Source organism: Streptomyces sp. NPDC058864, assembly GCF_042742985.1.
Classification (GTDB): Bacteria; Actinomycetota; Actinomycetes; order Streptomycetales; family Streptomycetaceae; genus Actinacidiphila.
In genome coordinates, this window is the sequence record NZ_JBHYMQ010000017.1 from 57463 (window position 1) to 70950 (window position 13488).

Below are 13488 nucleotides of genomic sequence, written 5' to 3' on the forward strand. Positions count from 1 at the left end.
TTAACGGGTGGCCACCGGGGTGGGTAGGTTTCCGCTAAATAACCCCCCCCCGGCGTATCTCCTCATCCCGGGCCGGGCCCGGACGTGCTGCTGCGGCGGTCGGTGACCGCCGCAGCAGCATGGGGTCGACGGGGGCGGCGTCGCCGCCCGGCCGTCAGTGCAGTTGACCGTCGGGGGAGACCGACGGCGTCGTCGCCGGTTCGGCGGGTGCCGGCGGGGGAGCGGAGGCCCAGGCGGCCTCGGCCGCCGCCGCCCACGCGGGGTCGGCCCAGGAGGTGTCGGCCCGTTCGTCCGGTTCGAGGACGTCCTCGCCGTACAGGTCCTGCAGCCAGTTGCTCTGGTAGATCGTGTCGAGGTAGCGCTCGCCGAGGTCCGGCGCGATCGCCACCGACGTGAGGCCGGGTCCGCCGTTCTTCTCGAGCCAGCTTGTCGCGCCGCTGACCACGGTGCCCGTCGAGCCGCCGAACAGGAAGCCGCGACGGGCGAGCCGGTGGCAGGCGCGGATGGTGTCCGCCTCCTCGACCAGGACGACCTCGTCCACGAACGACTCGTCGAGCAGCGGCGGGTGGACGCTCATTCCCAGCCCGGGGATCATCCGGCGGCCGGGCGCCCCGCCGAACGTCACGGAACCGACGCTGTCCACCGCCACGACCTTGACCGGCCGCGACCACTCCCGGAACCAGCGGGCGCAGCCCATCAGCGTTCCCGTGGTGCCGGCCCCGACGAACACGACGTCGACCTCGGGGAACTGCCGCGCGATCTCCGGAGCGGTCGTCCGGTAGTGCGCCCGCCAGTTGCCCGGGTTCGTGTACTGACTGAGCCACACGTACCGGTCGTCCGAGGCGCACAGCGCGCGGACGAAGTCCAGCCGTGCGCCGAGGTAGCCGCCGTGGGCGTCCGGCCCGGAGATGATGTGCACCTGGCTGCCCAGGGCCTTCATCAGCAGCCGGGTCGACAGGTTGCAGCGCGCGTCGGTGACGCACAGGAACCGGTAGCCCTTGCTGGCGGCGATCATGCTCAGTGCCACGCCCAGGTTGCCGGACGAGGACTCGACCAGGATCGAATCGGGAGTCAGGATCCCCTCCCGCTCGGCGGTCTCCACCATCTCGGTCGCGGCTTTGAGCTTGATCGAACCGGCGAAGTTGAAGCCCTCGCACTTGAGGAAGAGTGACTGCCCGAAGATCGACTCGAGGTCGACGAAGAGCTCTTCCTCGTTGAAGGCCTGGGGAACGGATATGACTGTCACGATGGCCTCCTCATCTGCAGCGCCTGTCCCTTCGAGACGGGGGAGCAGCGCGTCAGCGGCCGCTGTGTCCTGCACTGGTGAGCTTGCGTGGCTGGACCGTGGGTCTCTCCCGGAGGTACCTCCGCATGCGGCTCCTTGTGGTCGGTCGCCGTGGTGCCCGCTCCGGCGTCGGGGGCCCGGGCCCAGGTCCGCGGGCCGGGTGTCGTGGGGGCGGGGCCGCGGCCGTTCATCCGTACCGGCGCAGTTCGTGGAAGAAGTCGTCGACGACGTGCAGCTCGCCGGAACGCGCCACCTCGTCGTAGACGTACTTGCCGACCGCGAGGTCCAGGACTCCGAGGCCGAAGGGCGAGAACACCACGGGCCGGTCCTCACGGAGCGCCACCCGGCCGGTGATCACGTCGTCCAGCGTGCCCGCCAGGAAGTCCCGGTTGCCGGTGCGCTGCTCCGCCAGGTGCGGCGAGGTGTCCGCCTTCAGGCAGTGCTCGACGTCGTCGACCACGTTGGTCGAGCCGAGCACGATCTCCGGCGTCAGGTCGCGCAGCGACATGTGCAGTACGAGCGGCTTGTGCCCGAACCAGGTCATGTCCCGTACGTGGGGCTCGCCCGCGACGGTGGCGAAGACCACCAGGTCGCTCGCCCGGATGATCTGCTCGGGGTCGTCGTACAGGGTGATACGTCCCGGGGCGCCGGTTTGCTCAAGGTAGCCCTGGAAGCCCTTCGCGCTCTCGGCCGACAGGTCGTGCACGCCGATCTCGTCGAAGTGCCAGCCGGTGCCCACCAGGTAGGTGTGGATGTAGCGGGCGATCAGCCCCGTCCCGAAGAACCCGACGCGACGGGGGCGCCGGTCCGGACGGCTCAGCCGGTCCGCGGCCAGGGCCGCCATCGCCGCCGTCCTGGTGGCGCTGATGATGGAGCTCTCCAGGCACGCGATGGGGTAGCCGGTGTCGTGGTCGTTGAGGATCAGCACCGCCGAGGCCCGGGGGATCCCCGCCGGAACGTTCTCCGGGAAGCTGGAGATCCACTTCAGGCCGTCCACGCGCACCTCGCCGCCGATGGAGGCGGGCAGGGCGATGATCCGGGCCGTGGGACGGTCGGGGAACCTCAGGAAGTACGACGGCGGGTTCACCGAGTCACCGGCTGCGTGCAGCCGGTAGGTGGTCTCCACCAGCTCCGTGATCTGCTTCTCGCGCCCGTGCAGCGCGCGCTGGACCTGGACACCGGGCACCACCGCGAACGGCGGTACGGTGAGCGTCCCGGAGGGCGCGGAACCCTGGGCGGCGGGGCGGTTGCTGGTCATGCGGTGGTCACCTCGACGGTCGGGGAGCAGTCGGCCAGGCGCACCGCGTCGGCCATGCCGACCAGCACTTCACGGGAGCCCTCGTAGGCCTCGCGGCTGTGGGCGGTGCGGATGTTGTCGACGAGCATCAGGTCGCCCGTCTGCCACGGTTCGCGGGCGGTGTTCGCCTCGTAGACGGTGTTGAGCAGTTGGACGACGTCCGCGCCGATCGGGTCGCCGTTGCCGAAGCGGGTGTTGAACGGCAGGCCCTCGGCGCCGTACATGTCCACGAGGTACTCGTGCACCTCGGGGTCCATCGTCCATTCGTTGAGGAACGCGATCTGGTTGAACCAGCAGCGCCGGCCCGTGACCGGGTGGCGGACGACGGCACTGCGCCGCTGGCGGGTGTGCAGGGCCCCGTCCGGCTGCCACTCGAAGGCGATGGCGTTGGCGCGGCAGTACTCCTCGACGGCGGAGCGGTCGTCCGTGCCGAAGGCCTCGGCGACGGTCGCCCCGATCTCGTCGTTGTAGCTGCGGGTGAGCAGCCAGCCCTCGCGCTCGAAGCGCTGGACCAGCTCGGCCGGCAGTGCCTCCAGCACGGTCGGCGCGTCGGCCACCGCCGTCGCCCCGCCCTTCTCCGGTGCGGTCAGGCAGGCGAACATCATCATGCCGGGGAACTCGAGCCGGTAGCTCAGTTCGTGATGCATGCACATCGGCTGGTTGGGCGGCCAGTTGGAGGAGGAGTACAGGCCCTCGGCGTAGGTCCGCCGGGATGCGAAGGCCTCCTTCTCGGCGGTCAGCCGGCCGGCCAGCCGCCGTACGACGCCGGCGGCCCTGTCCGCGTCGGCCAGGCCGAGACCGCGGATCAGGACCGAGCCGTGCTCGGCGACGACCGCGCGCAGCGCGTCGCGGTGCCCGTCGGCCCAGCCCGCCGGGTCCTCGACGGCCGCGGTGCGCAGGAGCGGGGGTGAGCCGGGCCGCAGCTCGAGGTCGAGCAGGGACTGCGGGGAAGCTGAGGTCGACAACTGCGTCTCCTCTCGGTTCGCGTTCATGGGGAGGCCAGGAGTTCGGCGGCGCGCAGGACCGCCTGCGCCACCTCGTCCGGGCAGGTGCGGGGGAAGTGGTGACCGCCGCGGGCGAGCTCGTACAGTTCGACGTGCTCGGCCAGCAGCTGCCACTCGCGGTACCGGCGGGAGTGGTCCGCCGTGTACGGGTCGTCGGCGGCGACGACCACGGTGACCGGCGCGGACAGCCGCACCGGCGGTGCGGAGTCCAGGGCGTCGGCGAAGTATCGGTGGGCCGCCACGCAGTCGTGGCGGTAGGCGGCGGCGACGTGTTCGGCACGGACCTTGTCCAGCTCGGCGAGCTGGCCGTAACCGCCGTCGCCGCTCAGCTCGGCGGCGATCCCGGCGTCGTCCCGGCCGGCCAGCGCCTCGGCCGCGGCGCGCCGCGCGGCGGAGTCGCCGAGCAGCTGCGCGCCGAGGAACACCCGCTGGACCACCACGCCCCGCTCCTGGAGCCGCCGGGCGGTCTCCACCGCGAGGGCGGTGCCCGAGGAGTGGCCCCACAGCAGGATCCGGGACAGTCCGCGGCCGGCGATCTCCTCGACCACCGAGTCGACCACCTGCGCCATCGGGGCGAAGGCCTCGTCGCGGGCGGCCGGGTCGTGACCGGGCAGTTCGACGGCGTAGACCGCGCAGCCGGCGGGCCGCAGGGCCGCCGCCAGCGGCCGGAAGTTCACCGCGTTGCCCCCGGCGTACGGGAAGCACACCAGAGCCCCGTGCGGCTCGCCGTCCGGCTCCGACAGGGTCTGCAGCAGCCCCGGCCGGGCCGGCGTGCGGCCGTCGACGACCTCGGCGAGGTCGGCGAGGACCGGGTGGGCGGTGACGTCCTTGAGGGAGATCGCGCGGTCCAGCAGGATCGCCAGCCGTACGGCCGACAGCGACGTGCCGCCGCGGTCGAAGAAGTGGTCCCGGCGCCCGATCTGTTCCTGCGGGATGCCGAGCACCGTCGACCACGCCCGCGCGAGACGCTGCTCGGCGGCGGTGCCGGGGGCCTGCCCGTCCGGCTCGGCGGAGGCCCGCCCGGACCCCTCCCGCGCGGCGAGCGCCGTCAGGGCCTTGCGGTCGATCTTGCTGTTGGCGGTCAGCGGCAGGGTCTCCTGCCAGTGGAAGGCCGCGGGCACCATGTAAGCGGGCAGGGACTCGGCCAGGTGCTCGCGCAGCGCGTCCGCCGCCACCGGCCCGGGGCCCGAGTAGAAGGCGATCAGCTGGCTGCCGTCCTCGCTGACGACGACCGCGCCGTCGCGCACGCCCGGCGCCCGGACCAGGGTGTTCTCGATCTCGCCGATCTCGATGCGGAAACCGCGGATCTTGACCTGGTGGTCCTTGCGGCCCAGGAACTCCAGCGTGCCGTCCGGGTGCCAGCGACCGTAGTCGCCGCCGCGGTACAGCCGCTCACCGGCGTGGTGGGGGTCGGTCAGGTACGCCTGCCGGGTGCGCTCGGGGTCGTTGACGTAGCCGCGGCCCACGCAGACCCCGGAGAAGACGACCAGACCGGGCGCGCCCAGCGGCACCGGGGACAGGTGCTCGTCGACGACGTACACACGGACGTTGTTGACGGGCCGGCCCAGCGGCACCCAGTCGGTGTCCGGGACCCGGTCCATCACCGCGTGGTTGGTGTCGTCGCTGGTCTCGGTCAGCCCGTAGGCGTTCACCAGCTTCACGCCGGGCCGGGCGGCGAACCAGCGCCCGATGAGGTCCTTCTTCAAGGCCTCGCCGGTCACCGACACGCAGCGCAGGTCCGGCAGTTCGCGCGGCTGCCGCTCCAGGGCGGACAGGACGACGTCCAGGTAGGAGGGGACGAGCTGGAGGACGTTCGCCCGTCCCTCGACGACCTTGTCGAGGAAGCGGTCGGCGTCGAGGATCGTCTCCTGCTCCACCAGCAGGGTGCGCCCGCCGACGAGCAGCGCCGAGACCAGCTGCCACAGCGAGATGTCGAAGCACTGCGGGGCGGTCTGCGCGACCACCTGCCCCTCGCCGATGCCGAGGTCGTCGAGCTTGGCGTAGAGGTGGTTGAGGAAGCCCGCGTGCTCGCACATCGCGCCCTTGGGCTCCCCGGTCGAGCCGGAGGTGAAGTAGATGTAGGCCAGTTGGTCGCGGGCGACGGCCACGCCCGGGTCCTCGCTCGGGTGGTCCTCCGCGTAGGCGTCCTCGACCGGCAGCCGCTGCACCTCGGGGAGCGCGGACAGCGCCTCGTCCAGCGTGGCGGTGCTGCCGCGTTCGGTCAGCACCAGACGGCAGTCGGCGCGGGTCAGGGTGTTCCTGATCCGGCCGGCCGGGAAGTGCGGCTCGATCGGCAGGTAGGCACCACCGGCCTTGAAGACCGCCAGCACGGCCGCCAGCCAGTCCAGGTTCCGCTCGGTGACCACCGCGACCACGCCCTCGCGCTCCAGACCGCGCGCCAGGAGCGCGTGGGCCAGGCGGTTGGCGCGGGCGTTGAGGTCGCCGTAGGTCCACTGGCGGTCCCCGTGGACGGCCGCGACCGCCTCCGGGTGCGCCCGGGCCCGCTCCTCGAACAGCTCGTGCATCCGCCGGTCCGGCAGCTTCCGGCGCGGTCCGGCCATCCCGGTGAGCTGCAGACGGTTCTCCTCCGCCGACAGCAGGCTCTTGCGGGTGTGCTCGGCGTCCAGGTCGGCGGCGATCCGCGCCAGCGCGGCCAGGTGGTAGCCGGCGACGCGGGCCGCGGCGTCCTCGTCCATGACGTCGGTGGAGTAGCGCAGCCGGAGCGAGAGGCGGCCGTCGCGGTCCGAGGCACCGACCCACAGGACGGTGCCCTGAGCGAGCTCGACGCCGCCGCCGGACAGGTCGAAGACCGTCTCGTACAGCGGCTCGGCCAGGTCGAGCTCCTTGCGGAGCGCGTCGACGGGGAAGTCCTGGAAGGCCAGCAGCTGCGACTCGGCGCCGTGCGCGTCCAGCAGCAGGGACCGCCACGAGCCGGGGCCCGCGGACAGCCGGCACGGCAGCACCGCGCCGCCCGCGGCGACGTAACCGGTCACGACGTCGGTCTCGCCGCAGAGCGCGGCCAGCACCTTGGCGTGCGCGGCCAGCAGCACCGAGCCCAGCGGGACGGCGACCTCGTCCGCCACTCGGCGCACGGACGCCGTCAGGCCGTCGGGGACCGCCACCACGTGCTCGGCTGCGCCGGTGACCGGTTCGGAAGTCCAGCGGGGAATCGCGGTGAACCCGCCCTTGACGAGCACTCCGCGCCAGAACTCCCGTCCGGCGTGCGCTGCCATGTCCATCGACCTGCCTCCACTCGCGGTTTCCACGGGGCTACACACCGCTGATCAGCGCGGTGGCGCGATCGCCGCCGCTGTTCGGGTTCTTCGGGTTCTCGGGCATCTCCCGGGCGGGGTTGCCGCCCCACCGGGCGTGCGCGGGGAGTTCCTCGCCCTTCATCACGAAGGAGTCCGGGGCGATCACGACGCCGTCCCCGACGGTCACGCCGTAGTGGACGAGGGCGCCGACCCCGAGGGTGCAGCCGGCACCCAGCGAACTGTGGTCGGACTTGAAGGCGCCGTCCTCCTGGGAGTGGCTCTGGATGACGGTGCCCGCGTTGAGCGTGCAGTCGTCGCCGATGGCGGCCAGCGAGCGCTCGGGGAGGAAGAGGCCGTCGTCGAAGACCCTGCGCCCGATGCGCACGCCCAGCAGACGCCAGACGACGTTCTTGTACGGCGTGCCGTTGAGGACGTTCAGGTACTCCGTCGCGGCCGTCACCTTCCAGTAGCGTTCGTGCCGCCAGAAGTCGAGGTCGTAGATCGAGCAGTACAGCGGCCGCAGACCGCGGAACCTGGTCACGACACGCTCGCCGAGCACGATGTAGGTGATCGTGACGACCAGGACCACGACGTTCGCGAGGGCGACCGCGGCGGCTCCGTACGCGGGGTAGAAGTCGGCGGCGCAGGACGCCGTCAGCATCACCAGGAAGAGCAGCAGCCACTGAAGCAGCAGGTGCAGCACCGCGGTGCCGGTGTTGTGCTTGTTCTTGTCCGACAGCAGGCGGCGGAATCCGTCCCCGTCCTTGAGGTGGTCGAACTTGCTGTCGCGGTCCACCGTGCGCGGGATCTCGAAGCTGGGCGACCCCAGCAGTCCGACGTTCTCCCGGACCGGCCCCTCGACGGGGACCATGACCTTGGTCGCCAGCAGGCAGTTGTCGCCGGTCCTGCCCTGGGGCGGATAGGCGATGTGGTTGCCCAGGAAATTGTGCGGGCCTATCGCCGTCCGGGTGACGCGGAAAGAGGTGCTGGAGTAGTCGGCGTTCATGATGGACAGACCGTCGGCGACCATGGTGCCGCTGCCGACCTTGCTCAGGTAGGGGTTCTCGTGCTTCACCTCGGTGCCGAAATTGGAGCCGGTCTGTTCCACCGGCGACAGGTCGTAACCGATGGCGCGCAGGTAGTGCACGACGGCGGAACTGTCACCGAACAGGACGCGGAAGAACTTCCGGTTGGTGAGGAAGCCGATGGTCCGGTGGACCCCGTAGCGGAATCCGTAGAGCGGGTGGACCGTGTCGGGCTTCACCAGCGGGTGCAGCAGTCGCGGCACCGTCACCGCGCACAGCAGGCCCAGCAGCACCACCCCGCAGAAGAGCACGAAGGAGGCGGCCAGCGCGTCGGCGTAGAAGGTCCACGACGTCAGGGCCAGCGGGCCCGGTTCCAGCAGGGGGTCGAGCCGCGGGACCACCGCGAGCAGGATCGCCACCCCGCCGACCGCGAGCGGGATCCAGGCGGCCAGGAGGATCAGCAGCTGCGTCAGGCAGTAGGTGACGCGGCGGCTCCTGCCGAACTCCACCGGGGTGACGAAGCGGTAGTCCGCCGCGCCCGGCTGGGCCGGGGAGCCGTGCCACCGCTCGCCGGCGGGGACCGACTGGCCGGTGTGGAGCGAGGAGGCGTGGCCGAGTTGGGCGCCGTCGCCCATGGAGGTGCCGATGTCCAGCACCGTCACCTCGCCGATCAGCACCTCCTTGCCGAGGGTGACCGGGCCGGTCTGGATCGCCGCCGAGTGTCCCCGGTAGCAGGAGAAGTACGAGTCCTTGCGGATCACCGTGCCGTCGCCGATGGTCAGCAGGTCGGTGCAGACCGGGACGTGCTTGGAGAAGATGGCCACGCCGCGGCCTATTCGCGCGCCGAGCGCCCGCAGGTAGAGGACGTACAGCGGTGAACCGACGAACAGGACCATGGGGTTCGACCGGATGAGGGTGCGCACGCACCAGAACCGGAAGTACGCCAGGCTCCAGATGCGTATCTCCTGGGGCTTCCACCGTCCGACCAGGAGCCACTTGCCCGCGATGGGCAGGACGCAGACGCCGGCGAAGGCCGCGCCGCCGAACTCCACGGACCGCAGGTAGGTGTCGAAGGGGCTCGTGCCGGCGGATATCCACTCCGCGCCGCGCATCACCACGAGCGCGGCGAGGTACGAGTAACCCAGGAAGAACAGGGCCTGCAGCACGCCGCAGAGCACGTAGCGCGGTGTGCCCCTCGCCGCCGCAGCCTCGATCGCCTCCGGGACCGGCACGTCGGCGAGGGCCGACGCGGCGGCGGGGGCCTGGGCGGCGGCCTGCGGGACGTCCGCCAGGGCCGACGCGAGGCTTCTGATCGTCGGATACCGGTAGATGTCCTTCATCGACACCGACGGCAGGTCCGGCTGCTTCCTCACGCGGGCGCAGAAATGCGCCATCACCAGGGAGTCGGCACCCATTTCCGTGAAGAAATGGCTGTCGACCGACACCCGGTCCGTGTGCACGATGCCCGCCAGGATGTCGGCGAGAATTCTTTCCGTGCCGTCGGCCGGGGCGGCGTAGGGGCGCCCGGTGGTTGAAGATTCATCGGGATCCGAAGCGGGATCCGACGCCAGGACCTCTGCAGATTTTTCCACGATGTGAGCTCCTTGAGGAAAAGTCGACCACGGGCGGCCGGTAAGGCCGGTACCCGGTGTCCCTCGCGCCCCGGCTGGGCCGGAGCGAGTAATCCGGAAGCCATGCGGTCGTGAGCTCTTCTCTCGCCATACAACCATATGTCGCTCCTCGTAGTCTCCGCCGTCCTCGTTCGGACTGCCACTCGAAGATGATCGAAGTGGCATGTCGCGGCCCTGGACTGCGCAAATGCTCGAGAAGTCGCGACGAATCGACGAGTACCGTTCCGGAAAGCCGGAAAAACCATCGATTCGAAAGGTTGCGGGAAAGTCGCGGAGGTGCGATAAGCGCTACCGAGAGTGTTCGTCCCGGTCAAGAGAGTTAAAAGCCGACGGGTATTCGCTGAAGCCTCGTCATATGGCCGGGCCCGCCCGCGCACAGGGCGCGCGGGCGGGCCCGGCGGTCACGGGCAGTCGTAGGTGAAACCCGTCGTGACGGCGCGGTGGCCGGGGGTGGTGATGCGCAGTTCCGCCCGCGCCCGGTACGTGCCGTGACCGCGGAAGGTCCACAGCAGGTGCAGCCGGGCCTCGTGGCGGCCGCGGGGCACCTCCTCGTACAGCACGTCGGAGGAGGTGCCGTCGTTGCGTAGCCAACGGTAACTGATCGTGCCCGGGCGGCCGTTGGTCGTGACCACCGCGACGAGGTCGACGGTGGTGTCGCAGGCGGGCGCCGACGGGGAGGCGGTCACCGTCACCCGCTTCACCTGCAGGCCCGGACCGAAGCGCTGCCAGGCGAGGAAGAGCAGCACCGCCACCAGCACCGTCGAGGCCAGTGCGTACCGGCGTGGCCACCTGCGACGTGGCGGTCCCGACTGCCGGGGCGGGGTGATCAGGCCCCGCCACACCTCGGCGGCGACGTTCGCACGGGCGGCCGCGGCCGGTGTCACACCGGGCCCGAACCGCATCACGTCGCCCTCGACCCGGTCGGGGAGGACGACGGTGGGGCCCGCCTTCACCGTCGGCACCGCCCCCTCGGCTCTGACCGTGGGTTCCAGCCGTGCCGTGGGAAGTGTGGACGGCGCCCAGTGCTCGGCGAGGACGGTGGCGCTGTACTCGGCATCGGACACCGTCCGTACGGGTCCGGCGTCCTGCGGCGTTGCATCGTGCGGCGTGACGTGCCGCGGAGCCGCGTCGTCCGGCGGTGCGTCCGCGGGGCCGAGACGGACGGTGGGCTCCGTCTCCTCCGGTGGGAGGTCGCGTGGCCCGTTCACGTGATCACGCACTGACGGGTGAGGATCTGCTGGAACGACTGCCCGTTGGCGGCCGCCGGGACGGTCGTGGCGAGCGCCCCGAACCAACAGCCGCTGCCCCGCGGGAACGTGTGCTCGGCGGTGAAGGAGTACGAGGTCGAGCCGCTGCGGGTGAAGGTCTGCGCGCCGTCGGCGGTACCGCGCTCACCCTTCGCCTGGCTCGAGTACCAGGTGACCGTGACGGTCACCGGGCGTGCATCACCGGTACGCAGCTGGATCGCGGCCGCCGCGCTGAATGCACCCGTTTGGCTGAGCGAGGTGACGGAGACCTCGCTGACGCTCACCGGTGGTGTCGGCGAGGTGGAGGGCGACGCCGGCGGCGTCGTCGTCACGGACGCGGAGGCCGTGGCCGAGGCCGTCGTGGTCGGCGTCGGCGTAGTCGGCGCGCTCGGCGTGGTGACGGCGGTGGTCCCGGTGGAGGCCGGGGCGCTCTCCGGCTGCGAGGGCGACGGACTCGTCGGGCCGGGCGAGGGACTGCCCGGTGGAGCCGTCGTCCCCGGAGCGGCGGAGCTGCCGCGCGGGGTCGCTCTCGTCGTTTCCCCTGTCCAGTTGGCTGTCGTCTGCCGCGGGCCCTCTTCCGAGGCCACCGCGGCGAAGGTCAGCAGTCCGGCGACCACCAGTCCGCCCACCGCGGCGAGCATGCCCTGACGCGTCAGGCGCCGTGCCCCACCGCGGACCACGGTCGTGGCCAGGTCGGCCGTACCGGCCGCCCGTCCTGCCGACGGGAAGAGCAGCGGCAACAACGCCGCGAGGGCGGCGAGCCTGCGCTGACCGCGCTCCTCCCAGTCGCTTCCGTAGGCCGCTCCCGCGATCACCTCCAGTTCCGCGACGAACGCCTCGGCATCGGCCGGGCGCTGCGCCGGGTCCTTCGCCATCCCGCGGAGGATCAGCTGCCGCACCGGCTCCGGCGCCCCCTCCACCGGTACATCCGCTTCGATGTGCTGGACGGCCAGCTCGGCGAAGTTCTCGCCGCGGAAGGGCTTGCGGCCGGTGAGGCACTCGTAGAACGTCGCCGTCGCCGCGTACACGTCGGCGGCCGGTGACGCAGGGTGCCCGTTCCACTGCTCGGGGGCCATGTAGGCGGGCGTTCCCGCCACGCCCCCCTTGGTCCCGCTGCGCAAAGCGATGCCGAAGTCGACCAGTTTCGACGATCCGTCCGCCGCGACCAGGACGTTCTCCGGTTTGTAGTCGCGGTGCACCACACCGGTGCGGTGAGCGGCGGCGAGGCCGAGTAACGAGCCCTTCAGCACCACCAGTGCTGCCTCGGGTCCGGTGGCTCCTTCCTGGCGGAGCAGTGCCCTCAGGGCGACGCCGTCGACCAGCTCCATGACGATCGCGGCGCCGTCGGGACCCTCCACGTACTCGTACAGACTGACGACATACGGTGTTTCCAGACCTCCCAGCAGCTGTGCCTCGGCGCGGAACTCCTGGAGGAACTCCGGGTCCGTTCGGAGTTCGTCACCCAGGTACTTGATCGCGACGGGGGTTGACGTGGCGTCATGGGACGCGAGCACCACGCGACCGCCGCCGCCCGAGCCCAGTTCTCCGGCCTCGGTGTACCCGGGAGCCCTCCAGCCGCTCATTCACTTGTCCCCCCTGCACGTGGCGCGGTGCCGGCGACCGCGTCGACTTTTCCTCAACAGACACGATTCCTCCACGGCCGGTTCCCGGGGAACCCCCCACCCGGCTGAACACCCCCCGCCGACCGTCCGTACTACGGGGGGACGTGCGTTCCGATCCACCGAACGGCAACAGGAAGGCGGCCGGCATGGCCCCATCGCGCCACGTGCTCAGCTCCGTCGTCGCAGGCACGGCCGCCTTGCTGCCGCTGGCCCTGGCGGGACCGGCCGCCGCCCACGGCGCGCCGGTCTCCCCGGTCAGCCGCGCCGCGGCGTGCGCGTCCGGAAGCGGACAGTACGTGGGGACGGCCGCCTGCCGGGCCGCCGCGGCCGCCAACGGCGGCAGCCGGCCCTTCGCGGACTGGGACAACCTCCGGGTCGCCGGGGTCGCCGGCCGCGACCGCCAGGTGATCCCGGACGGGAAGCTGTGCAGCGGCGGACTGGCCGCCTTCCGCGGCCTCGACCTGCCGCGCACCGACTGGCCGGCCACCCGGCTCGCACCGGGCGCCGGCTTCACCATGGCGTACGGGACGACCATCCCGCACCAGGGCACGTTCCGCCTCTACCTCACCAAGCAGGGCTACGACCCGACCCGGCCGCTGACCTGGTCGGCGCTCGCGAGCGACCCCTTCGTGAAGGTCACCGACCCGCCGGTGTCCGGCGGGGCCTACCGCATCAGCGGGCGGCTGCCCTCGGACCGCACCGGGCGGCACGTCCTCTTCACGATCTGGCAGAACTCCTCGACGCCCGACACGTATTACTCCTGCTCCGACGTCGTCTTCCCGGCCGCCGCGGCCAAGGCGCCGGCCAAGCCCGCGAAGCCGGCGAAGCCCGCCAGGCCCTCCGCGACCGCGAGCTCCGCGAGCCCCGAGGCCACGGCTTCCCGCGGCAACGCGTCCCCCTCCGCCGCCCGGACCGGCGCATCCGCCGCGGCCGCCCCGGCCTCCCCGCGGGACGCGGTCCGGACGCCCGCAACCCGCCCCGTGGCCGCCCAGAGCGAAGGACCCGGGCGCACCGTGCTGGCCCTCGGCAGCGCCACCCTGATCGGCGGCACGGCCGCGATCGCCCTGCTGTTCCGGCTGCGCCGCTCGCCCGGCGCCCGGCGCCGCTAGCCCGTGACATCCTT

At 71.8% G+C, this 13488-nt stretch carries 8 protein-coding genes; 1 reads left to right on the forward strand and 7 read right to left on the reverse strand.

What is annotated here, in order from left to right; translation table 11 throughout:
• Positions 1-154: 154 nt before the first annotated feature.
• The 7 genes from sbnA to ACFW3D_RS15985 form a co-directional block, all read right to left on the reverse strand.
• Positions 155-1246 (reverse strand): 2,3-diaminopropionate biosynthesis protein SbnA, encoded by a 1092-nt coding sequence (sbnA, locus tag ACFW3D_RS15955; RefSeq protein WP_500504733.1) that lies wholly within the window; start codon positions 1244-1246, stop codon positions 155-157.
• Positions 1247-1472: 226 nt separating this feature from the next.
• Positions 1473-2543, reverse strand: a complete 1071-nt coding sequence (gene sbnB, locus ACFW3D_RS15960) for a 2,3-diaminopropionate biosynthesis protein SbnB (protein WP_500504734.1) — start codon at positions 2541-2543, stop codon at positions 1473-1475.
• A complete protein-coding gene (locus tag ACFW3D_RS15965) occupies positions 2540-3574 on the reverse strand; it encodes a TauD/TfdA family dioxygenase (RefSeq protein ID WP_500504735.1) in 1035 nt (344 codons plus the stop codon). Before ACFW3D_RS15965 ends, sbnB begins: the two co-directional genes overlap by 4 nt.
• Positions 3571-6825 carry a non-ribosomal peptide synthetase gene (locus tag ACFW3D_RS15970; protein ID WP_500504736.1) on the reverse strand — a complete coding sequence of 1085 codons (3255 nt, stop codon included), beginning with the start codon at positions 6823-6825 and terminating at the stop codon, positions 3571-3573. The genes ACFW3D_RS15965 and ACFW3D_RS15970 overlap by 4 nt, the downstream gene beginning before the upstream one ends.
• A 31-nt stretch (positions 6826-6856) precedes the next feature.
• Positions 6857-9460 carry a Pls/PosA family non-ribosomal peptide synthetase gene (locus ACFW3D_RS15975; RefSeq protein ID WP_500504831.1) on the reverse strand — a complete coding sequence of 868 codons (2604 nt, stop codon included), beginning with the start codon at positions 9458-9460 and terminating at the stop codon, positions 6857-6859.
• A gap of 437 nt (positions 9461-9897) precedes the next feature.
• Positions 9898-10704, reverse strand: a complete 807-nt coding sequence (locus ACFW3D_RS15980; RefSeq protein WP_500504737.1) for a hypothetical protein — start codon at positions 10702-10704, stop codon at positions 9898-9900.
• Complete coding sequence (locus ACFW3D_RS15985; protein ID WP_500504738.1) at positions 10701-12326, reverse strand: serine/threonine-protein kinase; 1626 nt, start codon at positions 12324-12326, stop codon at positions 10701-10703. Before ACFW3D_RS15985 ends, ACFW3D_RS15980 begins: the two co-directional genes overlap by 4 nt.
• A 185-nt stretch (positions 12327-12511) precedes the next feature.
• On the opposite strand from ACFW3D_RS15985, the gene ACFW3D_RS15990 reads away from it, so the two are divergent.
• Entirely contained in the window at positions 12512-13474 is a 963-nt protein-coding gene (locus ACFW3D_RS15990; protein WP_500504739.1) for a lytic polysaccharide monooxygenase auxiliary activity family 9 protein, read from the forward strand.
• The last annotated feature ends 14 nt before the right edge of the window (positions 13475-13488 follow it).